At 71.9% G+C, this 22,467-nt stretch carries 15 protein-coding genes; 5 read left to right on the plus strand and 10 right to left on the minus strand.

Translation table 11 applies throughout. The features are described 5' to 3' along the window. The first annotated feature begins 58 nt into the window (after window positions 1-58). The 3 genes from Pma05_RS04015 (at window position 59) to Pma05_RS04025 (ending at window position 6,026) form a co-directional block, all read left to right on the plus strand. Window positions 59-517 (plus strand): hypothetical protein, encoded by a 459-nt coding sequence (locus tag Pma05_RS04015; protein WP_203855906.1) that lies wholly within the window; start codon window positions 59-61, stop codon window positions 515-517. A gap of 266 nt (window positions 518-783) precedes the next feature. Beyond that, window positions 784-2,991 (plus strand): PKD domain-containing protein, encoded by a 2,208-nt coding sequence (locus Pma05_RS04020; protein WP_203855907.1) that lies wholly within the window; start codon window positions 784-786, stop codon window positions 2,989-2,991. A gap of 233 nt (window positions 2,992-3,224) precedes the next feature. After that, window positions 3,225-6,026 (plus strand): AfsR/SARP family transcriptional regulator, encoded by a 2,802-nt coding sequence (locus Pma05_RS04025; RefSeq protein WP_203855908.1) that lies wholly within the window; start codon window positions 3,225-3,227, stop codon window positions 6,024-6,026. Window positions 6,027-6,126: 100 nt separating this feature from the next. Here the strand turns inward: Pma05_RS04025 and Pma05_RS04030 are convergent, their stop codons facing one another. The 7 genes from Pma05_RS04030 to Pma05_RS04060 form a co-directional block, all read right to left on the minus strand. After that, on the minus strand, window positions 6,127-6,831 hold the full coding sequence (locus tag Pma05_RS04030) for an amphi-Trp domain-containing protein (RefSeq protein ID WP_203855909.1): 705 nt from the start codon (window positions 6,829-6,831) through the stop codon (window positions 6,127-6,129). Between the two features lie 60 nt (window positions 6,832-6,891). Next, the gene (locus Pma05_RS04035) at window positions 6,892-8,790 is read right to left on the minus strand and encodes a GH39 family glycosyl hydrolase (protein WP_203855910.1); all 1,899 of its coding nucleotides are present in this window, start codon (window positions 8,788-8,790) and stop codon (window positions 6,892-6,894) included. Window positions 8,791-8,912: 122 nt separating this feature from the next. Then, window positions 8,913-10,502 carry a glucoamylase family protein gene (locus tag Pma05_RS04040; RefSeq protein WP_203855911.1) on the minus strand — a complete coding sequence of 530 codons (1,590 nt, stop codon included), beginning with the start codon at window positions 10,500-10,502 and terminating at the stop codon, window positions 8,913-8,915. Window positions 10,503-10,523: 21 nt separating this feature from the next. Further along, complete coding sequence (locus Pma05_RS04045; protein WP_239311636.1) at window positions 10,524-11,432, minus strand: carbohydrate ABC transporter permease; 909 nt, start codon at window positions 11,430-11,432, stop codon at window positions 10,524-10,526. Then, entirely contained in the window at window positions 11,429-12,364 is a 936-nt protein-coding gene (locus tag Pma05_RS04050; RefSeq protein ID WP_203855912.1) for a carbohydrate ABC transporter permease, read from the minus strand. The genes Pma05_RS04045 and Pma05_RS04050 overlap by 4 nt, the downstream gene beginning before the upstream one ends. 1 nt (window position 12,365) lies before the next feature. Next, window positions 12,366-13,628, minus strand: coding sequence for a sugar ABC transporter substrate-binding protein (locus tag Pma05_RS04055; RefSeq protein WP_203855913.1), 1,263 nt, complete (start codon window positions 13,626-13,628; stop codon window positions 12,366-12,368). Between the two features lies 1 nt (window position 13,629). After that, window positions 13,630-14,649 (minus strand): LacI family DNA-binding transcriptional regulator, encoded by a 1,020-nt coding sequence (locus Pma05_RS04060; protein WP_203855914.1) that lies wholly within the window; start codon window positions 14,647-14,649, stop codon window positions 13,630-13,632. Window positions 14,650-14,998: 349 nt separating this feature from the next. On the opposite strand from Pma05_RS04060, the gene Pma05_RS04065 reads away from it, so the two are divergent. Further along, window positions 14,999-16,015 carry an NAD(+)/NADH kinase gene (locus Pma05_RS04065; RefSeq protein WP_203855915.1) on the plus strand — a complete coding sequence of 339 codons (1,017 nt, stop codon included), beginning with the start codon at window positions 14,999-15,001 and terminating at the stop codon, window positions 16,013-16,015. Between the two features lie 24 nt (window positions 16,016-16,039). Here the strand turns inward: Pma05_RS04065 and Pma05_RS04070 are convergent, their stop codons facing one another. Continuing rightward, complete coding sequence (locus tag Pma05_RS04070) at window positions 16,040-17,497, minus strand: coiled-coil domain-containing protein (protein WP_203855916.1); 1,458 nt, start codon at window positions 17,495-17,497, stop codon at window positions 16,040-16,042. A gap of 276 nt (window positions 17,498-17,773) precedes the next feature. Continuing rightward, window positions 17,774-19,666 (minus strand): CocE/NonD family hydrolase, encoded by a 1,893-nt coding sequence (locus Pma05_RS04075; protein ID WP_239311638.1) that lies wholly within the window; start codon window positions 19,664-19,666, stop codon window positions 17,774-17,776. Window positions 19,667-19,853: 187 nt separating this feature from the next. On the opposite strand from Pma05_RS04075, the gene Pma05_RS04080 reads away from it, so the two are divergent. Next, a complete protein-coding gene (locus Pma05_RS04080) occupies window positions 19,854-20,696 on the plus strand; it encodes an N-formylglutamate amidohydrolase (RefSeq protein WP_203855917.1) in 843 nt (280 codons plus the stop codon). Window positions 20,697-20,850: 154 nt separating this feature from the next. On the opposite strand, the gene Pma05_RS04085 is transcribed toward Pma05_RS04080, so the two are convergent. Next, window positions 20,851-22,377, minus strand: a complete 1,527-nt coding sequence (locus tag Pma05_RS04085; RefSeq protein ID WP_203855918.1) for an MFS transporter — start codon at window positions 22,375-22,377, stop codon at window positions 20,851-20,853. Between the last annotated feature and the right edge of the window lie 90 nt (window positions 22,378-22,467).

The raw sequence follows: 22,467 nt of genomic DNA on the forward strand, positions 1-22,467 counted from the left end.
AAGTCTGCCAGCGGGGACTGACAGAACGTGTCAGGGGTACGGCCCTAGCGTTCCCGGCATGAGGAACACGGATTTCGACTTCCTGGCCGGGCACTGGACCAGCCGGCAGCGCCGACTCGTCAAGGTGCTCTCCGGCGTCGACGAGTGGTACGAGTTCGACGCGACCCTGGACTGCCAGGTACTGCTGGACGGCTCCGGCGTCTTCGATGTGCTCAGGGCGCCGGAGCGGGACATCGAGGGGATCACCCTGCGGTTGTTCAACCCGGAGGAACGGGTGTGGCGGATCTGGTGGGCCGCGAAGACCAGCGGCGGCCAGTTGGACGTACCGGTCGTCGGGCGGTTCACCGACGGGGTCGGCGTGTTCGAGTGCGACGACACCTGGGAGGGCAGGCCGATCCGGGTTCGGTACACCTGGTCCGGGGCCGACACCGGGCAGCCCCGGTGGGAGCAGGCGTTCTCGCCGGACGGCGGGCGGACCTGGGAGGTCAACTGGGTGGCGACCTTCCGGCGCGACTAGCCCCGGTCACCGAGACCGGACCACCACCGACCCCGGAGTCGTCAATGGACGGTCCGCCCCTGCCGAGACGCGAGTGGCCGGAACTACTCAGTCCGTTCGCCCCACCATTGACTAAAGGCATATCAGATCGATGAAATTCGAGCTACCTGAATTCAGTCAACGCGCTGTCACTTAATGTGCCTGAGCCACATTCACCTCGCTCCATACTCCGTCTGGCGCGGCATCGGTCGTACCCCCGTTTCCGCGCCCCGACGGAGGAGGAGTCAATGAAACGTGCAAGGTCGGCCTGGGCCGGCACCACGGGTGTCGCGGTGACGGCGCTGGCACTCGTTCTCGCGACCGGGGTCCCGGCGCGAGCCGTCGACGACAACCTGCCGGGTGGCACCAGCATCTCGGTCACCATCGACACCCCGGCCAACGGGGCGGTGCTGCCACCCGGCCCGGTGACCGTGACCGGCACGGCGTCGGTCGGCACCGGGCAGCCGGTGGCGAACACCGCGGTCATCTACGTGCTGGACGTCTCCGGCAGCACCGACGCGGGCGGCAACAGTTGCGGACGGATCATCGAGTGTGAGATCGCCGCCGCCCGCAACCTCAACGACAAGATCGTGACGGATCCCGCCGTCGCCGGCACCGTCGGCGGCGTCGGGGCGGTGGTCTTCGGGTCGACGGCGGTGGCCGCCGACGTCGTGCCGGGCGGCACGCCCGACGACCTCATCACCGGACCGGACAGCGACCTCGGCGGTACCGGACCGGACGCGGGTGACCGGGACATCGAGGAGGTGCTCAGCTCGGCCTTCTCCAACGCCGCCGGCAACGGCGGGGTCAACGACTTCACCCACCGGGAAGTCGAGGGCGCGACCGACTTCGCCGACGCGGTGACCCGGGCCAGGGCGGTGGCCGCGGCTGCGCAGGAGGAGCGCAAGATCGTGGTCTTCCTCTCCGACGGCGTCGCCACCGACGGCGCGGTCGGCGGCGTACAGGCGGCGCTGGCGGGTACCCCGGAGGAGGTCGACATCTACACCTTCGCGGTCGGCTCCGGCTCCTCCTGCTCGAACACCGGCGGGGGGCGCGGGAGCCTGCAACAGATCACCGCCGCCACCGTGCCAGGCGGGCAGTGCGTCGAGGTACCCACCGAGGCGCTGCCGGACTTCCTGCCCGGCGTCATCACCTCCGAACTCAGCTCGCTGGCGCTGAGCACCACCGGGCCCGGTGGCCCCTACACCCCGATCGGCAACGCCGACATCCAGCCCGACCTGCCGCAGGCACCCGGCCCGAAGAACGTCACCTACAGCACCGGCACCCCGGCGCTGGCCGCCGGTACGCACCAGATCTGCGTACGGGCCTTCGGCAGTGACGGCGGCGGCGCCGGCTTCGTCACCGACTGCCGTACGGTCGTGATCAACGCCCCACCCGTGGTCGAGGCGGGCGGACCCTACTCCGGACAGGAGGGTACTCCGGTCGGCATCGCCGGCGACGTGACCGATCCGGACGGCCCGCCGGCAAGCCTGGACTGGGACGTCAGCGGTGGCGGCGAGCCGGGCGCGACCTGCGCGTTCGGCAACCAGGCCGCCCTGACCACGACGGTGACCTGCACCGACAACGGGACCTACACGCTCACCCTGACCGCCGACGACGGGGTCAACCCGCCGGTGGCGGCCACCGCCACGCTGACCCTGAGCAACGTCGCCCCGGTGGTCAGCATCTCCGCCCCGGCCAACGGGGCGCTCTTCACCCGGGGCACCCCGGTCAGCTTCACCGCACCGTTCACCGACATCGGCACCAACGACACGCACACCTGCTCGGTCGACTTCGACGACGGCAGCCCGCTCGCCGCCGGCACGGTCAACGAGTCCGCCGGGGCCGGCACCTGCGCGATCAGCCACGCGTTCACCGCGCTCGGTCCGCACAACGTGCTGGTGCGGGTGACCGACGACGACGGCGGTTCGGCCACCGCCGTGGTACGGGTGGTCGTCTACCTGCGCGGCGGTGCCTTCGCGCTCCAGGCGACCGGTCTGCTGTTGACCGTCCCGCGGACCCCCGACGTGACCTGCCCACCCGATGAGGCGCGCACCTCGGTGGCGGTCAACGCGCCGCCGCTGTTGACCACCGGGGTACTCAACGCCAGGTGCACGCTCGACCCCGACACCGGTACGACCACGGCCCGGGCGACCGTCGCCGGCGCCAACCTGCTCGGTGGTCTGGTCAACCTCTCCACCATCGAAAGCACCAGCGTGGCCGGGCCGGCCGGTATCACCCGGACCTCCCGGGTGGTCGGCACGATCAACGGCGCCGCCGTCGGCACCAGTAGCCCGGTGACGATCGGGATACCCGGGGTGGCCGTCGTCTACCTCAACGAGTCCACCACCAACCCCAACGGGCAGCTCGTGCAGACCGCCGTCCGGGTCCAGGTGCTCGGACTGCTCGGCCTGCCGAGTGAGGAGATCGTCCTGAGCCGGAGCTATCTGGGCTGACCGGCACGGCGTCGGGGTACCGGAGTGGTCGCTCCGGTACCCCGCGTCGTCCTCTCCCGGTGCGCGGGCCCTGATATTGCGGAGTTCCGCAACGGATTCGAGAACTGATCATCGTCTCGTCGGAAAACCGATATCCTCGGTGACCGCGACCCTGTACTTGGTACGTCAGGCTGCGTATTTCCGATTGCCGGCCGTTGTGTCAGCCTGTCGGAGACGCGGGGGCGGAGAGGACGATGACCAACGGGGTGGAATTTGGGCTACTCGGGCCCATCGACGTACGGGTGGCCGGCCGGTCGGTACCGGTCCGGTCGCCGAAGTGCCGGGTGCTGCTGGCGACACTGCTGCTGGAGCCGGGCCGGCTCGTCTCGGTCGGGCGACTGACCGAGGCGATCTGGGATGCCCGCCAGCCGGACAACCCACGCCGGGCGGCGCAGTTGAACGTCACCCGGCTGCGCGCGCTGCTCGACGAGGCGGGCGCGCCACCGCTGATCGCCACCGGCTCCGACGGCTACCTGATCGAGGTCGGCACCGATCTGGTGGACCTCGGGCGGTTCCGGCAATGGCTGGTGGCGGCCGACCGGGCGGCCCGGCGATCCGACCTGGACGGCGAGTCGACCGCGCTACGGGCGGCGCTGCGGCAGTGGCGCGGCGACCCGCTCAGCGACGTACCGTCCGAGCTGCTGCACCGGGAGAGCGTGCCCGGCCTGCGGGAAGAGCGAGTTCGTACGCTGGAGCGGCGGATCGACGTGGATCTGCGGCTCGGCCGGCACGCCGAACTCGTCGAGGAGCTGCGCGGGTTGACCGCCCGGGACCGGCTGCGGGAGCGGCTCTGGCTGCAACTGGTCACCGCACTGCACCGCGCCGGGCGCCGGGCGGAGGCGCTGGACGCCTACCACGAGGGCTGCCGGCACCTGGCCGAGGAACTCGGGCTCGATCCGGGCGAGGAGCTACAACGGCTGCACGCGCAGGTGCTCGGCGGCACCCCGACGGCACCCGCCGAGGCGGTGAGCCTGCCGCCGGTACCCCGGCAACTGCCGCCGGAGGTCTCCGGCTTCGCCGGCCGGGCCGCCGAGGTGGAGAGGCTGCACAGCCTGCTGGGCAGCCTGCTGGACAGCCGCGACCTCCGCCCGGCTGGCACGCCGGGCGTGCTGGTCCTGAGCGGTACGGCCGGGGTCGGCAAGACCGCGCTGGCGCTGCACTGGTCCCGGCGGGTCGCGGAGCACTTCCCCGACGGTCAGCTCTGGGTGAACCTGCGCGGCTACGACGGCCGGGCGACGGTGACCCCGGAGCACGCGCTGACGCTGTTCCTCCGCGCGCTCGGGCTGCCCGCCACGCAGATCCCCGCCGACCTCGACGGGCAGACCGGGCTGTACCGGTCCCTGATGGACGGTCGCCGGATGCTGGTCGTACTGGACAACGCGGGCGACGCCGAACAGGTCCGGCCACTGCTGCCCGGCGGGACCGGGTGCTTCGTACTGGTCACCAGTCGCAGCGAGTTGTCCGCGCTGGTGGTGACCGAGGGAGCCCGGGCGGTTCGGCTGGATCCGTTCACCGCGCCCCAGGCCCGGCAGATGCTCGGCTCGCGGCTCGGGCAGCGGCGGATCGACGCCGAGCCCGAGGCGGTGGGCCGGATCGTCGACGCGTGCGGCCGACTGCCGCTGGCACTGGCCATCGTCGCCGCCCGGGCCGCCGCCCGCCCCGCCTTCCCCCTGGCAGCGCTGGACCGGCAACTCGCCGACGCCGGGGGCGGGCTGGACAGGTTCGCCAGCCCGGACGCGGCCGTCGACGTACGCGCGGTCTTCTCGTGGTCGTACCGGACCCTCAGCGCGCCGGCCGCCCGGCTGTTCCGCCGGCTCGGCCTGCACCCCACCCCGGAGCTGTCCGCCCCGGCCGCGGCGACCCTGGTCCGGGCCGACCCGCCGCGGATCCGGGTCCTGCTCGACGAACTCGCCGCCGCGCACCTGGTCAGCGAGTACACCCCGGACCGGTTCGTGGTGCACGACCTGCTGCACGCGTACGCCGCCGAACTCACCGCCGAGCAGGACACGCCACGGCTGCGCAGCGCCAGCCAACGCCGGCTGGTCGACTGGTTGACCCGCAGCGCCCTGCGCGCCCGACCGCTGCTCCAGCCGAGCGAGTCCGAGGTGACGGTGCCGGGACCTCCCCGGGACGTCACGCCGCTGGCCTTCTCCGGCGATCGGCAGGCCCGGGAGTGGTACGAGACCGAGCGGCACAACCTGATCGCCGCCGTGGAACTGGCGCAGTCCCGCAACTTCGACAGCCTCTGCTGGCGCCTCGCCTACGCCACCTGGGTCCACCTGCACCTGACCCGCGCCTGGGGTGACCTGATCCGGACCCACCGGGCCGGACTCTGCGCGGCCGAGCGGACCGGCGACCGGGTCGGCCAGGCGCACATGCTCAGCGGGATCGGCACCGCCTACCGGTCGACCCGGCAGACCGCGCTGGCGGTGCAGACGCACCAGCAGGCGCTGGAGATCTTCCGGGAGGTGGACGACCCGGCGGGCATCGCGACGGTGCTGAGCAACCTCGGCGCCGCGTACCGGGACGCCGGTGAGCACTACCGCTCGCTGCGGTGCAGCCGGCAGGCGTACGCGCTGGAACGGGCGCACGGCGAGGCCGGGAACATGTCGATCTCGCTTTACCAGATCGCGCTGACCCTGACCGTCGCCGGCCGGCCCGCCGAGGCGCTACCGGTGATCACGGAATCCCTGGAGATCCTCCGGTCGCTCGGGCACCGCCGGGGCGAGGCCCGCGCCTTGCAGGCCGCCGCGACCGCGCACGGCCAACTGGGTCGGCACGGCGCGGCGATCGACCACTACCGGCAGGCCGCCGAGATCTACCGGGACCTCGACGACCGCTGGTACCAGGCGGGCACCCTGCACCGGCTCGGCGACGCGCTGCGGACGGCCGGGCGCCACCAGGACGGCCAGGCGGTCTGGCGGCAGGCGCTCGCGGTCTACGAGGAACTCGGCGCACCGGACGCGGCGGCCCTGCGCGCCAAGCTCCGGGAGTGACCGCACCGCCGAGGGCCTGGCGCCGAGCCGACGGCCGACGGGTGGACCGGGCCGGAGAACTGGGCCGACCCACCCGCCGACCGTCCTGATCGGACGGACGTTACGCCGCTCCGGCGGGCTTGTTCTCGCCGCCCGCCGGCTCGGCGGTGCCAGCCGCCCCCGGCGCGCCGCTGGTGGTCGACTCCGGCACCGGGCTGGTGGTCGGCTCCGGCTCGGGACTGGCAACCGGCTCAGGCTGACTGCTGGCGGCGGGCTCAGGCTCGGGGCTCGTCGCCGGCTCAGGCTGGATGCTAGAGGCCGGCTCAGGCTCGGGAGCGGCAACCGGCTCAGGCTGGGTGCTGGTGGGCGCCGGGCTGGCGGAAGCGCTCGGCTCCTCGGCGGGCTCCGCCGACTCCGTCGCCTTCGCCGGCTCGTCGCCCTGCTCTGGCTCGGGGGCCGCCGCCTCGGTAACCGTTGCCGCGATCGGGCTCGGCTCGGCGGCCTCCTCGTCCTCCTCCTCTTCGTCTTCCTCTACGTCTTCCTCTTCGTCGTCTTCCTCTTCGTCGTCTTCTTCGTCTTCTTCTTCGTCGTCCTCGTCGGCGCCGACGGGGGCGTTCGGGTCGATCCAGGAGAACTCGATCTCGACGGAGATCTCCGCGCCGTCGCGCTCGATCTCCAGTTCACATTCGACCTGCTCGGGAATGGCGACCGCGCCGGCCGCGCCGTAGAAGACCTTTCCCTCCGAATCGAGCTGGTGGGCCAACTGGCGCAGCCAGCCCGCCAGGTCCGCCCGCGACACCGACCGCTCGTCCTCGTAGATTTCCATGGCCGCCATGCTCGCACTCCACAGAGGATCAAACGCGGCTGGGTTCGGCAGGGCGGACGGCTACGGTGCGGGTTCGAGGCGGAGAAACGACATCCCGGGCATCGGCAGCGGGAAGTCGACGGTGCAGCCCCCGTCAACGACGGGTACGACCTGCTCCGGCCGGTACTCGTCCAGGGTGTCCCGGGCGCGCAGCAGCTCCCACTGTTCACCGGTCGGCCAGTCCCCGCCGTCGAGGTCCTGCCAGACCCGGCGGATGTTGGAGTGCTCCCGGTCGACCCGCCAGTGGCGTACCCGATAACTGCCGGCGGCCAGCCCACGCAGCTCGACCCGGACGTCGCGGTCCAACCGCCGGTCCCCGCCGGCCTTGGACTGGTCGAGGGTGCCGTTCCAGACCAGCACCGTCACCGTGCCGTCGTCACCCCGGGCCGCCCACGCCTCGACCAGGCTCTCCGCCCCGTCCCCGGTCAGCGTGGCCGGCAACTCGTGCTCGCCGAGCCGGTCGGCCAGGGACAGCGCCCAGAACCGGGGCTTGCGCAGGTTGCCGACGGTCAGCAGGCCGAAGCCGCCGTGGAAGAGCCGGGGCGGGCGGCCCAGTTCCTCGAAGTGGTCGGAGGCGACCCAGTAGGCGAGCGCGTCCACCCGGTTGGCGGCCGAGCGCATGCCGCGCAGCAGGAAGGTGGCGGCGAAGACGTCGTCACTGACCGGGTTGAAGTGGGTCGGCGTGACCCCCCACTCGGTCCACAGGATGCCCAGGTCCGGGCGGCCGTGCCGGGTGCAGAGCGGGCGGAAGTCCAGCGGCGGGGCGCCGTAGGTGTGCGTGGAGACGAAGTCGATCGGCGCACCGGAGGCGTCGACGTGGTCGAGCAGCTCACCCACCCAGCCGGCGGCGGCCGAGGCCGGGCCGCCGACCGTGAGCCCGGGGTCGACGTCCCGGACCGCCCGGACGGTCACCTCGTACAGCCGCAGGAACTCGGCGCGGGTACCGGACCAGAAGACCTCCAGGTTCGCCTCGTTCCACACCTCGAACGGCCAGTGCCGCACCTCGTCCCGGCCGTACCGGTCGATCAGGTGCCGGACCAGGGCGCGGATCAGGTCGGCCCAGCGCTGCCAGTCCCGGGGCGGCGAGATGATCGCCCCGTACGCGAAGACGGTCTTCGTCGGGTCGCTGGCCAGGTCCCGGGGCATAAACGACAACTCGACCACCGGACGCAGGCCGAGGCTCAGCAGCCGGTCGTAGACCTCGTCCACCCGGCTGAAGTCGTGTACCGGCGCACCGTCGACCTCCCGGTAGACGCCGAGATCGTCGCAGAGGATGGCGTGCGCCCGTACGCTGCCGACCCCCAGCTCGGTACGCATGATCCGCAGCGCCTCGGCGAGTTCCGCGCCGATCGGCCGCCCGCCGGTGGTCTCCTCGCTCAGCAGGTGACTCAGGTGCTCGGAGCCGACCATCGGGCGCCACGGCCGGTGCATCGGCCGGGTCGGGCCGGACGCCTCGACCATCACCCGTACCAGCGGATCCGCTCCGGTCCCGGCCGGGCGCTCCCCACCCGCGCGGCGAGCCGTCCCGTCGAGTGCCGCCACCCGGACCGACCCGGAGAGCGGCCCGGGCTGGTCGACGTCGCGCAGCGCCGCCACGGCGTACTCGTAGGGGTGGCCGGGCTCGCCGGTGGTGTCCGCGTACGGCGGGTGGGGCACCGCCAGCACGTCGCCGCCGTGGTGGTCCAGCGGCGCCAGCGGCGCGTCCCCGGCCGACCGGTACACCTGGTATCCGATGGCGTCCGGTACCGGCTTCCAGTCGAGGGTGACCTGTCCCCGGCCCGGCGTCGCCACCAGGGCGGTCGGAGCGTCGAGGGTGAGTGGCTCGTCGTCGGCGCCACCGGTCCGGCGCCGCCCGATCCGCCCCTGCCAGTCAGCCCGGGCCCGCTGCGCGTTCTCGGTGTTCGTCGTCTGTTCGCTCATCCTCGCGTGATCCTCCGACCTGGCTCTCTCCGCCGACCTGGCTGTTCTGCCTTCTGTCCACCGTCTCCGGCCCAGGGCCCTCCGGTGGCCGGCCGGCCACCGGAGGCCCGGTTCGGTCCGGGCTACTGCCGGGCCGGTACGGAGAACTCCTCCATCCGCATCACCGGCCGCAGCAGCCGCTCCGCCCCGCCCGGGGTGAACTGCCGGCGGAGCAGGTCGTCGCCGAGCAGGTTGCCCAGCGCGCCCAGCACCATGCCCTGGTCGAGTGCGAGATACCGCTTGGCGACGGTGCCGCTGCGCACCGCCACCGAGTCGTAGAAGCCGCCCGGACCGTAGATGTCGAAGTCCCGGCGCAGCTTCGCCAACTCGGTCTGCGCCTCGGCCGGCGCGTACTGGAGGGCCAGGAAGACCGCGTGCGGGGTGACCACCCCGTCGCCGTACGCCGCCGGTTCCGGCTGGGCGGGGCGGTCGGGGCAGCCCTCGAACCCGTAGTCGACGCTGGTCCGCTCCTGGTCACTGGTGTAACCGGGGGTGTCCAGCCCCATCGCGTCCACGCCGTACTCGCGATAGCCACCGGCCGGGTCGGAGGCGGGCGAGAAGCCCCAGTGGCCGTACTTCGCGTCGTCCAGGCCGTGCGCGATCTGGCCGCGTACGTAGACCGGGTGGTTGCGGGCCCAACTGTTCGGCCCCCAGCGGGTCTCCGGCACGAACATGTCCGGCATGAACGCCTCGAACATGTCCCCGCCCCAGGACGGTACGAACTGGAGGCCCCGGTAGCGGTAGGCGCCCTCGAAGACCCGGACCCCGGCGTACTCCCGGTATCCGCCGACCGGCTTCATCTCCTGCCAGGACCAGTCGCAGGTGTCGGGGAAGGTCCGCCACGGGCCGAAGTAGTGTGCCGGGGGCACCTGGCCGCGCGCGATCGCGACATAGCTGATCATGCGGGTCTCGCTGTTGAAGGCGCCGTAGGTGTGGCAGGTGTAGTGCACGTCCGGCCCCCGGTCGCGGTAGTTGCCGGGCAGCGAGCAGCCGGGCGGCGGCTCGACCCAGAAGCCGCCGCGCATCAGCCCGACCGGCACGTCGGCGCCGAGCGCCTGCGGGTCGTAGTAGAAACCGAAGTCCATCGCGTTCAGCAGCGGGTCGGCCTTGCCACGCAGTTGCGGCAGCGCGTTGTGCACGATCATCAGCGCGGCGGCCAGCCAGGCGTTGTCCACACTGGACGCGAACGGGTACACCGGGTTGCCGTCGACCGGCCAGGTGCGCAGCAGCTCCAGGGTGGCCGGGTCGTACCAGTTGTAGAACATGCCGGAGTCGGCGTGCCGGTCGAGTCGGGCCAGCGAGGACAGGGCGGCGTCGACCCGCCCGACCAGCTCCCGCTCCCCGATCAGCTTCAGCTCGCGGGCCACCAGCGCGGACCAGATGTACGAGCCGATGTTGGTCGGCGAGGTGTACTTCGCCCGGCTGCCGGTGGCCAGGTCGCCGTCGATGTTGTCGGCGGGCAGTCCGGTACCGGGGTCGGTCATCGCCACCATGGAGCGCCAGGTGTCGGCCGCCCAGCGCAGCGCGGTGGCCCGGTCGACGGCCCCGGCCGGGGAACCGGCCGCCAGGGCCGGTGCGACCGATGCCGCCGGTGCGGCCGTGGCGGCGCCGGCCGGCAGGGTCAGGGCGAGGGTGAGGGTCGCCGCCAGGGCGACTCGGACAGGACGGATCATGAGGTTACCTCCGGGGGTACGTCACTTCAGTCCGGTGGTCGCGATGCCGCGCACGAAGTGCCGCTGCAACACGATGAAGACGATCACCACCGGCAGCACCACCACGACCGAGCCGGCGAGCAGCAGCCCGAACTTGATCTGGTTCTGCCCGACGCTGTAGAGCGCCAGCGCGACCGGCAGGGTGTACTTGTCCTCGGTGGTGGCCACCACCAGCGGCCAGATGAAGCTGTTCCAGTGGGCGAGGAAGGTGAGGATGCCGAGCGCGGCCAGCGCCGGCCGGCAGAGCGGCAGCACGATCCGGACGAAGATCCGCAGCTCGCTCGCGCCGTCGACCCGGGCGGACTCGACCAGCTCGTCGGGGATGGAGAACATGAACTGGCGCATCAGGAACGCGCCGAGGGCCCCGGCCAGGAACGGCAGCACCAGCGCGGCGTAGGTGTTGGTCAGCCCGAGGTTGGCGATCAGCACGAAGAGCGGTACGAAGGTCACCATGCTGGGCACCATCACCGAGCCGAGTACCAGCCCGAACAGTGCCCGGCGCCCCGGAAAGCGCAGCTTGGTCAGCGCATAGCCGACGGCCGAGCAGAAGACCAGGTTGCCGAGGGTGACCAGGGTGGCCACCAGGGCCGAGTTGAAGAAGTAGGTCGGGAAGTCGAGCCGGCCGAACAGCTCCCGGTAGTTCGCCAACGTGAACTGCTCCGGCCACCAGGTCGCCGGGACGAGCCGGATCTCGGCCTCCGACTTGAACGACGACAGCAGCATCCAGAGGAACGGGCCGACCATGGCGAGCAGGCCCGCCACCAGCAGCACGTGCAGGACGACCGTGGCCACCCGGTCCCGACGACGGCGTACCGGCCGTCGGGCGGGACCGCCGGGCGAGCCCGGCGGCTTGGCCACCGGTGGGCGGGCCTTCGTCGCCGGGGTGGTCACCGCGACACCTCCTCGGAGGAGCGGAGCAGCCGGAACCAGAGGATCGACAGCAGCACGATCGCCACGAACAGCAGGTAGCTCATCGCCGAGGCGTAGCCGTAGTTGCCGAAGCCGAACTGGTTGTAGATGTGGTAGGAGACCGAGAGCGTCGAGTTGAGCGGACCGCCCCGGGTCATCACCAGCGGCTCCTCGAAGAACTGGAGATAGCCGATGGTCGCGATCACCCCGACGAAGAGCAGCGTGGGCCGTAGCGACGGCAGCGTCACGTACCGGAACTGCTGCCATCCGCTGGCCCCGTCGAGCCGGGCCGCCTCGTAGAGGTGCTGTGGGATCGCCTGCAACCCGGCGAGGAAGATCACCATCTGGTAGCCGAGATTGCGCCAGGCGGCCATCACGATCAGCGACGGTAGGGCCAGGTCGCTCCGGCCCAGCCAGTTCGGCCCGTCCAGCCCGACCAGCCGGAGCAGGCTCTCGACCAGCCCGGAGTCCGGCTGGAGCAGGAAACGCCAGACCACGGCGACCGCCACGATGCTGGTCACCACCGGCAGGTAGTAACCGACCCGGAACACCGTACGCAGCCGGGTCAGCCCCGAGTTGAGCCCGAGCGCCGCCGCCAGCCCGGCCACCATCGTCAGCGGTACGCCGAGCAGTACGAAGATCGCGGTGTTCACCGCGGCCTTCACGAAAAGCTCGTCCTCGAAGAGCCGCACGTAGTTCCGCAGCCCGACGATGTTGACGGCGAACGGGTTGCGGACGTCGGCGCTGCGCAGGTCGGTGAAGCTCATCAGCAGCGAGGCGAGCACCGGGCCGGCCAGGAAGACGACGAACAGCGCGGTGAACGGCAGGGCGAAACCCCAGCCGACCGCCGCCCGGCGCAGCCGCGGACCGCTGCGTCCGCGCCGGGTGCGCGCGCCGGGGGCGACGGCAGTCATCTCAGGCCCCGGTGCCGATCGAGGTCGCCCGCTGTTGCATCGCCTTGGCCGCGTCCTCCGGCTTCGCCCCGGCCTTGGTCATCTTCTCCACCTCGCCGTCGATCGCCGCGGCGATCTGCTCCCAGGTGGGGATCGCCGGCGGCGACTTGGCGTCCTCCAACTGCTTGCCGAAGGCGGAGAGCAGCGGGTCGCCGCTCAGCGCCGGGTCGTCCCAGCCCTTCTTGACCGCCGGCAGATCGCTGATCGTCTGGTACCACTTGGTCTGCACGTCCGGCCGGCTCAGGTAGGCGACGAACTTCCACGCACCGTCGCGGTTCTTCGCGTCCTTGAAGACCGCCAGGTCACCGCCGCCGACGAAGGAGGTGGCCGACTGCCGGCCCGGCATCTGCCACAACTGGAACTTGTCCGCGCCGCCCTGCTCCTTGAGTACCCCGATGTGCCAGGGGCCGGAGGGGAACGCCCCGATCTCGCCCTTGAGGAACGCCGGTTCGAGCGTGGCCTGGGCGAGGTCCTTCGGCGCGAGCCCCTCGTCGAAGAACGACTTGTAGAACGCGTACGCCTCGACGGCCTGCGGGCTGTCGAGGGTGAACCCGCCGCCCGTGGCCACGTCGCCGCCGTTGGACCAGACGAACGGCATGATGCTCTGCCAGGAGCCGATGGCGGAACCCGGCGGTAGCAGGTTGACGCCCCACTTGGCCCCGCCCTTGGTCTTGAGCGCGACGATCGCGGACTTGAACTCCTCCCAGGTCTTCGGCGGGGCGGTGATCCCGGCCCGGGCGGCGACGGCCGAGTTCACGTAGAAGAGCCGGGTCTCGACATACCAGGGCACGCCGTAGGAGGTGCCGTCGACGACCGTGGTGTTCCAGGCGCCCTCGAAGAAGTCCTCTTTCTTGATCAGGTCGGCCGGTGTCGGGTCCAGCCCGCCGGTCTTGGCGAACTCGCCCATCCAGGTGGTGCCGATCAGGCTGACGTCCGGGGTCTGCTTTCCGGCGATGGCGGTGGCGAGCTTGTCGTGCGCGCCGTCCCACGGAACCGGAGTCACCGTCACCTTCGCGTCCGGGTTCTCCCGCATGAAGTCGTCGGCGAGCACGGAGAGCTTCTCCCCCTCGGTGCCCATCGCCCAGACCGTGATGTCACCGGTCGCCTTCCCCTCCGCGACCGGCGCGGACGCCTCCTCGCCGGCACCGTCGTCCCGGCCGCAGCCGGTCATCGCGAGCATCGCCGCGAGCACCACGACAGCACCCGCCCGTCTCCATGTCTTCATCTCAGACCTCCGTTTCGGCGCTATGTGGACCGCAGCTCGACCGCACGACGAGCCGGGTCGGGAGTACCTCTCGACGTACCGCGTCCTGGCTGCCGGCCATCCGGTCGTGCAGCCACCGCGCCGCGGTCGCGCCCAACTTCCGCATCGGCTGGTGCACCGTGGTGAGCCCGGCGTAACGCGCGGCCATCACGTCGTCCCAGCCGGTGATCGCCACGTCCGTGGGGACGGTCAGCCCCAGCTCGGCGGCTGCCGCCAGTGCCCCGAGCGCGACCTCGTCGTTCGCGCAGACCAGCGCCTGCGGACGGGACGGTCCCGCGAGTACCCGCCGGGCGGCCCGATGCCCGGCGTCCACGTCGAACGCGCAGCGCACCGGTGCCCGGGGCGGTGTGTGCCCGGCATCGGCGAGCGCCGCCCGGAACGCCCCGTACCGGTCGGTCACGTCGGGCGAGGTGTCCGGGTCCCCCAGGTAGGCGAACCTCCGGTAGCCGTGCCCGAGCAGGTGCTCGACCAGCCGTCGGGCGCCACTGTCGTTGTCGGCGGTGATGGTGTCCAGGGCGCCGACCGCCGCCCTGGCCAGCAGCACCGTCGGTACGCCGGTCTCGGCCACCTGCGCGACGATCCCGTCGGCGACCGTCCGGCCCATCACGACCATCCCGTCCACCCGGCGGGCCAGTTCGAGCACCTTGCGAGCCGGGTCCGGCCGACCGTGCGTGGCCAGGATCAGCACGCTGTTGCCCAGTTCGGCGGCGACCTCCTCGTAGCCGAGCACCACCTCCGAGTAGTACGGGCCGGACAGGTCGGGGAAGACGATGCCGTTCGCCGCGTGCCGCCCCTCGGCCAGGGACTGCCCCAGCCGGCTGGGCCGGAACTGCAACTCCTCCACCGCCGCCAGGACCCGGCGGCGGGTCTCCGGTGCGACGTAGTCGGTGCCGCGCAGCGCACGCGACACGGTGGCGATCGAGACGCCGACCCGCTGGGCGACCTCGTAGATGGTCGCCTGTCGCCGATCCTGCACCGCCATGCCAACTCCATCAGTTCTGGTCAAATCAGTCCGGAAGCGCTTACAGACCCCGGAGCGGTGGACCGTTCCGGAAGCGCTTACAGTGGCCCCACTCTGGCCCCACCGGGCATCGCTGTCAAGGCGAGCGGGGCAGCGGCTTTACCACGATCCCGTTACGACGGTGGTGCCGACGCCGTGACAAGCCGGAAAACTCGCCCAGCAGGTCGGCCTGGCCTCGACGCGCCCCGGGGACCCGGGGCGGTCCGGGCTGGTCGAGCATGTTCGTGGTAGGCAGTGGCCGGGACCGCGATCGGATCGTTCACCGCCCGAGGGCCGGTGGCGTGGCGCCAGGCAGGAGACGAGACAGCGCATGACGGGTCAGCGGATCGGTTTGGTGGTGCACGAGGGCCGGGCGGCGGCGGTGGCGGCGGCCGAGGCCGTCCGGCGCTGGGCGGCCGACCACTCGATCGGGGTCAGCGACATCGACGTCTGGGAGCCGTCCTTGGGGCACCAGCGACGCCGCAACGCGGGCGACGAGGCCGAGGCCGCCGGCCATCCGGCGCTGGTGGTGACGATCGGCGGGGACGGGACGTTCCTGCGGGGTGCCCGGATCGCCGCCAAGGACGGCGTACCGGTGCTCGGCGTCAACGTCGGCCGGGTGGGCTTCCTGACCGAGATCGAGCCCACCGAGATCGACACCGCGCTGGACGCGTTCTTCTCCGGCCGGGTACAGCTCGACGAGCGGCTGATGCTGACGCTCTGCGCCTCCCGGCCGCTGGAGATCCCCGGCGGGATGGAGGCGCTGCTGCGCTACGGGCGCGGGCCGCTGCTGCCGCCACCTCCGCCACTGCCCCGGACCGCCGAACCGGTCGACCGTCCGGGCGTGGCACTGGACGTCACCGCGCTGAACGACATCGTCTTCGAGAAGCTGGCCCGCGACCGGCAGGCCAGCCTCGGGGTGTACCTGGACGAGACGCTCTTCGCGTCCTACTCGGCCGACGCCCTCGTGGTGGCCAGCCCGACCGGCTCCACCGCCTACAACTTCGCGGCCGGTGGCCCGATCCTCTCCCCCCGGCTCGGCGCGCTGGTCTTCACCCCGGTCGCCCCGCACATGGTTTTCAACCGCAGCCTGGTGATGGCCGCCGACGAGGCGGTGACGGTACGCGTCCTCGAGCAGTCCGGGCAGGTGGCGGTCAGCGTGGACGGGCAGCTTCGCGGCGTACTCGATCCCGGGGACTGGGTGACGGTGCTGCCGGCGCGGGAGCCGGCCCACCTGGTCCGGCTGCGCCCGTCCGAGTTCTACTCACGGTTACGGGAACGCTTCTCCCTCGCCGACGCGCCCGCGGCGGTGGCCGACAGCCGGCGGCCCGACCAGGCCGACGGCTGAGCGCCCGGCCGGACAGCGCGCCGACTAGTAGCGGCTGGGGTCGCCGCCGTTCGGGGTGTAGACGGGCGGCTGCGAGTGCCCGTGTTGCGGCTGGTGCGCGGGCTGCTGCGGCTCGAACATGTTCACGGAGGGCTCGGCGGGCTGTTGTTCGACCGGCTCGAACATGCTCACGACCCGCTCCGGCTGGTCGACCGGCTCGCGCCGCTCCGGTTGCTCGGGCCGCTGCTCGGGCCGCTGCTCGGGCCGCTGCTCGGGCCGCTGCTCGGGCCGCTGCTCGGGCCGCTGCTCGGGCTGCTGCTCAGGCTGCTCGACCGGTTCGGCCAGCACCTCGGCCGGGCCGCCCCGGTTGGCCTCCTGGCGCACCGCCACCATCTGGTATTCGCCGGTCTCGCCGGTGATCGCGGCGGCGGCCATCACCGCGGCGGCGGCCCGGTCGGCGAGCCGCTTCGCCTCGCGCTGCGTCCGGGCCCGCACCTCGGCCGCCTGCCGTTCGGCCTGCTCCGCCGCCCGGCGGGCCTCGTCCAGCCGGTTGAGGTCGGTGGTCAGATCCTGGCGGACCTCGCCGAGCCGCTGCTGCAACTGGGCGAACTCCTGCTCCGCCGTGACACCCTCCTGGCGGGACTGCGCCAGCCGCTGCTGCGCGGTCTCCTGCGCGGCCTGCAACTTGCCGAGCGACTGCTGCCGCGTCTCGATCTCTTCCTGGAGCGCGGCGAGCTGCTGCTGGTGCGCTGTGGCCTGCTCGTCCACCCGCCGCCGCAGTTCGGAGGCGTACTGCTGGGCCTCCGCCCGGAGGTTCGCGTTCTCCTCCTCGGCCTGCTTCTGCTGACGGGTCAACTCCGCCTCGGTGGTGTTGCGCAGCTCGGTCAGCTCCCGCTCCACGTTGGCCTGCCACTGGCCCAGCTCCTGCTGGGTACGCGCCCGGGCGGCCTCGATCTCCTGCTGGATCTGGTTGCGTGCCGTCTCGAGCATCGACTCGGCCTGGGCCTGGGCCCGCTCGGCCTGCTGGGCGCTCCGCTCGCTGACCCGCTGCGCCTCCTGCTCGGCGCGCTCCCGGCCGGCCTCACCCTCGGCCACCAACTTCTCGGCCTGCTCGCGGGCGTCGGCGAGGGCCCGCTCCGCCTCGTTCTGGTGCTCGGTCGCCCGCTGGGCGGCGGCGTCGACGATCACGCCGGCCTGCTTCTCGGCCAGCGCCATGATCTGGTCGACCATCGGGCCCAGGTCGCGGAACGACGCCCGGTCCACCTGCGGCGGCCGGTCCCGCAACTCGGTCAACTCGGCCTGCACCTGCTGGAGATGGACGGTCAGCCCCTGGATGTGGCTGAACGCCTGCTCCCGTTCGGACACCAGTTTCGAGAGTTCGTTGGCGGTCTGCGCCACGTACTGCTCCACCTGCCGCTTGTCGTAACCGCGCAGGTGGGTCTCGAAGCTGGGCCGCGAAGTCTTGTCCTCGTGCAGGTCGAACAGCTCCTGGCCTTGGGACATGCGCCATCCTCCATATGGTCGCGAGCCCGGTGCCGGCGTCCGGGGCACACGCCGCAGGGGTAGGGCTCAACCGGCGGAGCATACACCTGCCGGCCACCGGGCGGGGTGACCTGGCCGATCCGTACCCGGCGACCCCGGCCCGGCACCGTCCGAGCCAGACGGCGACGGCCGGCGGGCCACCGGCACCGTCCGACCCGGACAGCGAGGGTCACCGGGCCACCGGGGGGCTCTCCGGCGCCCCGCCGGCCGACCGGGGACGGCCGGCGGGGCGTACGGTCACAGTCCGGCGGCGTGCGCGGCGCGGGTACCGCCGACGATCGGCAGTACGATCCGGCTGTTCTTCAGCGCCAGGTCGATGGTGGCCCGGTTCGGGTCGGCCTGGCTGGAGTACTGCGGGTAGCTGCCGACGATGATCACGCCGATCCGGTGACCCGGCTGGAAGACGTAGTCCTCCGGCAGCAGCGGGAAGTCGAAGTCGTAGAGCTTGCCGGGGACCAACGGGGACGCCGTGCGGATCGACTTCCGGTTCTGTGCGTCCAGGATGCCCTTGGTGACCAGTTCGAGGTCGGCGGTGGCCACCCGCTTCTGGGTCTGCTTGTAGCAGCCGTTGTCGGTCGGGCTGTTCTCGCCCCAGCAGTCCTCGGTCGCCAGGGTGATGATGCCCTCCCCGGAGGCCCGGTGCGCCACCCGTTCGGCGGTGCCGTAGTCGACCAGGATCGCCCCGAAGTTGGTGTCGGTCTTGTCGGCGGCGGCCCGCAGTTCCACCACCGGCGTACCGGAGATGTGCAGCGGGGCGCGCAGCGGCTCCGACAGGTACGCCAGTCGGTTCGGCTGGACGGTGTCCGGGTTGTTGATCATCGCGTCCTGGCGCTGCGCCGGGTCGTCGGCGAAGGTCTCGGTGCTCGCCTCCCGCACCGGCGCCAGGTCGAGGCCGCCCGCGCCGCCGGTGCCCGGCTGGAGGAAGACCTCGGTCTCGCGGGTACCCGGAATCGGCCAGTCGGCGTGCGTCTCCCAGACGTCGGCGGAGCGCTCCAGGTCGACCCGGGGCTCGTCCATGATCCCGTTGCGCACCTGGTGCAGCCAGAAGTCGAACCAGCGGTGCAGGGTGTCCACCCAGACCGTCCGGCGCGAGTCGAACGGGTCGACGTGCCCCTCCTGGGAGAGCCAGAGCTTGCGCGGCACCTTGTGCTCGGCCAGCGCGTACCAGAACTTGCTGAAGTGGTCCGGCCGGACGTTGTCGTCGTTGAGCCCGTGGTAGAGCAGTACGCTGGACTTGATCTTGTCGACGTTCTTGACGTAGCTGCGCTCGGACCAGAAGGCCGAGTAGTCGCCGGTCTCGTCACCGTCGGCGGCGCCCAGCGCGTCCCGGACCGGCTTGCAGTAGTCCCGGCGGGCCGGGTTGGTCACCGTGTTGGCCAGCGACGACACGTAGCTGTTGCCTCGGGTGATCACCCCGTTGCTGCGGGTGTAGTCGTAGTATTCGGCCGGGCCACTGATCGGCACGATGGTGGTCAGGCCCTTGACCCCGGTCACCGCCGTCGCCATCGCCAGCGAGCCGTCGTACGACTTGCCGATCATCCCGGTACGGCCGTTGTGCCAGTCGGCCCTGACGACCTGTCCGGCCGCGTTCCGCGCGACGTTCCGGCCGTTCAGCCAGTCGATCGCCTGCTTGGCGCTCAGGTTGTCCGGGGTGCCGTTGGTGGTCGGGCAGCCGGTGGAGTTGTTGGTGCCGACCATGTCCAGCAGGATCACCGCGTAGCCGCGCGGCACGAAGTAGTTGTCGTAGAAGAGCGGCCACCGGTCGAGCAGGCCGTCACCGTCCAGGTCCGCCTTGCACTCCGACTCGTTGCCGCGGCAGACGGTCGAGTAGTACGGGCTGGCGTCCATGATGACCGGCACCTTGAGCCCGTCGGCGGTCGCCTTGGGCCGCATCACGTCGAAGGCGATGATGTCGCGCTGGCCGTCGCTGTCGCTGTCGAACGTCGAGGTGACGAAGAGCCGTTCCCGGATCGCATCCGCGTACCCGAACACCGGCTGGGTCACGCCGTCGCGTACCACGATCGACGGTCCCCGCTGGGCGGACGCCGGTGGCGCGGCGCCGAGTACGGCCACCGCCGCCATCGGAAGCACCGCGAGTCCGACCCGCCAGATCCTACTGATCCGACCCATACACACTCCTCTTTCGCCGGTCAGGGGCGTGGGTAGGCTACGGGCGGGGACGGTGATCGAACAACGTACATCTGTCGGAACATGATCCATCCGGCTTCGACGGCACACGGAACAAGACGGCACCCGGAACAACCTGCGGTCGCCGGGCCGTCGCCGTGCTAGCGTCCGCCGACAGCGGGTCGACGGGATGGCGGTCGTGGTGCGGCAGAGCGGATCGGAGCCTCCGGCGGGCTTCCGAATCGTGCCGGGCGCCGCCGACAGCGAGGTGATCCTGCACGTCCCGCACGCCGGTCGGCTGGTCCCGCCGGAGGTACGCGAAGGGCTGCTGCTCGACGACGCCGCCCTGGCGGCCGAACTGGCCCGGATGACCGACGCGCACACCGACCTGATCGCGGCCCGGGCCGCCACGTCCGCCCGGCGTACTCCGTGGACGTTCGTGAACCTGCTCTCCCGGCTGGTCGTCGACCCGGAGCGCTTCCCGGACGAGCGGGAGTCGATGCGGGCGGTCGGGATGGCCGCCGTCTACACCCGGACCAGCGACGGCTCCCGACTGCGCACCGACGACCCGGTCGCCGAGGAGGAGTTGCTCGACCGGTGGTACCGCCCCTACGCCCGCGCGGTCACCGACCTGGTGGACGCCCGGCTGGCCGTACGGGGCCGGGTGACGATCCTCGACGTGCACTCCTATCCGAGCCGGCGGCTGCCGTACGAGATCGGTGGCGCCGACCGGCCGGCGGTCTGCCTCGGCACCGATCCGACGCACACCCCGGACTGGCTGCTGGCGGCCGGCCAAGCGGCCTTCTCCGGCTACGGCGGCATCGGCGTGGACACCCCGTTCGCGGGCTGCTACGTGCCGCTGCGGCACTACGGCCGGGACCGTCGGGTGACCGCCCTGATGGTGGAGATCCGGCGGGACGGCTACCTGGTCGAACCCGGCGGGCCACCGACCGACGGCCTGGCCACCCTGGCCGGGGCCCTGGCCGCGCTGGTCGACGCGGTGCACGCCCACCCCGACCGCCGCACCGGCTGACCCGGCCACCTCGACCTGGAACCCCCGGCGTCCAGCACGGTCGTGACCGGCTCGAACCCCGGCGTCCGGAACAGTCGTGACCGGAGCCGGCTTGTCCGGGCCGGCCGGCCCGGGCCGGCCAGTGCGGTCGGCCCGGGCCGGATCGTGCCGCGGCCTACCGGGTCGGGGAGAGTCCGTCCGCCGCCACGGGTTCGGGGTCCGGGGCCGGTGGTGCCGGCGGTGCCGTCTCCGGACGGATCACGACCGCCGCGACCACGGCGGCGGCGATGCCACCGACCACCCCGACGATCGCGGTACTGGACATCGCCTCGACGAAGGCGTCCCGGGCCAGCCGGGCCAGGTTGTCGTCGCCGGTGGCGGTGGCGATCCGCAGGGCGTCCCCGATGGACTCCCGGGCCGCCCCGGTGACCTCGGCCGGCACCGCCGCCCGGTACGTGGCGGTCAGTACGCTGCCCAACACCGCGACGCTGAGAGCCGCACCGATCTGCTGCACGGTGTCGTTGACCGCCGAGCCGACGCCGGCCCGTTCCGGCGGCAGGGCGGCGAGCAGGGTGCCGACCGCCGGCGGTCCGGTGACGCCGCTGCCCGCCCCGATCAGGACCAGCGCGACGGCCAGCGTCGGATAGCCGTCGGCGGGCCCGATCGAGGCGAGTACGCCGAAACCGGCGGCCATCAGCGACAGCCCGGTGGCGATCGCGACCCGGGCACCGAACCGCCTGTCGACCAGTACCCCGAGGCCGTTGCAGGCCATCACGGCGACCAGCATCGGTACGAACGCCAGCCCGGCCCGCATTGGCCCGTACCCGAGGACGAACTGGAGGTACTGGGTCAGCGCGAGCAGTACGCCGCCGGCGGAGAGCGAGAGCAGCACGATGGAGAGGCTGGCCCCGCCGAAGTTGCGGTCCCGGAACAGCGCCATCGGCAGCATCGGCTCGGCGACCCGGCGCTCCCACAGCGCGAACGCGGTGAGCAGCACGGCCGCGCCGACCAGGCCGACGACGGTCGGCGGGGACGACCAGCCGTCCTTGACCGACGAGATGACCGCCCAGACCAGCGCCGTCATCCCGACCGTGGAGAGCAGCGCACCGACCACGTCGGGCCGGCTGGCCGGACCGCGTGACTCGGGGATGATCACGAGCGCGGCGACGATGCCGAGGACCGCGATCGGGACGTTGATCAGGAAGATCGAGCCCCACCAGAAGTGCTGCAACAGCAGGCCGCCGACGGTCGGGCCGCCCAGGGCGCCGAGCACCAGCACCGAACTCCAGATCGCGATGGCCTTCTTCCGCTCGGACTCGTCGAAGACCGTGGTGAGGATGGAGAGCGTGCCGGGCATCAGGAAGGCGGCGCCCGCCCCCATCAGGGCCCGGGCCGCGACCAGTTGACCGGGGGTCTGGCAGAACGTGGCCAGCACGGACGCGCCGCCGAAGACGATCAGGCCGATCACCAGGCCGCGTCGCCGGCCGTGCCGGTCGGAGAGGCTGCCGGCGGTGAGCAGCAGGCCGGCGAAGACCAGGATGTACGAGTCGAGGATCCACTGGATGTCCGAGGCGCTCGCCCCGAGGTCGCGGATCAGCGACGGGATCGCGATGTTGAGCACCATGTTGTCGATGACGGCCACCAGCAGGCTCAGACAGAGCACACCGAGGATCCACCAGCGACGCGGGTGGGGGGTGGACATGCGGACCTCCGCTCGTACAGCGTTCGAGAATTCTCGAACACCGTACCAGTAATCTCGAACAGCGTACGACGGTCGGTAGACTGACGGGGT

This window comes from Plantactinospora mayteni (assembly GCF_016862935.1).
In the GTDB taxonomy this organism is placed as follows: domain Bacteria; phylum Actinomycetota; class Actinomycetes; order Mycobacteriales; family Micromonosporaceae; genus Plantactinospora; species Plantactinospora mayteni.

Coding starts and splice junctions, on each gene's coding strand:
- Pma05_RS04050 (WP_203855912.1), bottom strand. CDS start 12,364: ATGACTGCCGTCGCCCCCGGCGCGCGCACCCGGCGCGGACGCAGCGGT.
- Pma05_RS04085 (WP_203855918.1), bottom strand. CDS start 22,377: ATGTCCACCCCCCACCCGCGTCGCTGGTGGATCCTCGGTGTGCTCTGT.
- Pma05_RS04040 (WP_203855911.1), bottom strand. CDS start 10,502: ATGATCCGTCCTGTCCGAGTCGCCCTGGCGGCGACCCTCACCCTCGCC.
- Pma05_RS04060 (WP_203855914.1), bottom strand. CDS start 14,649: ATGGCGGTGCAGGATCGGCGACAGGCGACCATCTACGAGGTCGCCCAG.
- Pma05_RS04020 (WP_203855907.1), top strand. CDS start 784: ATGAAACGTGCAAGGTCGGCCTGGGCCGGCACCACGGGTGTCGCGGTG.
- Pma05_RS04030 (WP_203855909.1), bottom strand. CDS start 6,831: ATGGAAATCTACGAGGACGAGCGGTCGGTGTCGCGGGCGGACCTGGCG.
- Pma05_RS04015 (WP_203855906.1), top strand. CDS start 59: ATGAGGAACACGGATTTCGACTTCCTGGCCGGGCACTGGACCAGCCGG.
- Pma05_RS04065 (WP_203855915.1), top strand. CDS start 14,999: ATGACGGGTCAGCGGATCGGTTTGGTGGTGCACGAGGGCCGGGCGGCG.
- Pma05_RS04075 (WP_239311638.1), bottom strand. CDS start 19,666: ATGGGTCGGATCAGTAGGATCTGGCGGGTCGGACTCGCGGTGCTTCCG.
- Pma05_RS04025 (WP_203855908.1), top strand. CDS start 3,225: ATGACCAACGGGGTGGAATTTGGGCTACTCGGGCCCATCGACGTACGG.
- Pma05_RS04035 (WP_203855910.1), bottom strand. CDS start 8,790: ATGAGCGAACAGACGACGAACACCGAGAACGCGCAGCGGGCCCGGGCT.
- Pma05_RS04080 (WP_203855917.1), top strand. CDS start 19,854: ATGGCGGTCGTGGTGCGGCAGAGCGGATCGGAGCCTCCGGCGGGCTTC.
- Pma05_RS04070 (WP_203855916.1), bottom strand. CDS start 17,497: ATGTCCCAAGGCCAGGAGCTGTTCGACCTGCACGAGGACAAGACTTCG.
- Pma05_RS04055 (WP_203855913.1), bottom strand. CDS start 13,628: ATGAAGACATGGAGACGGGCGGGTGCTGTCGTGGTGCTCGCGGCGATG.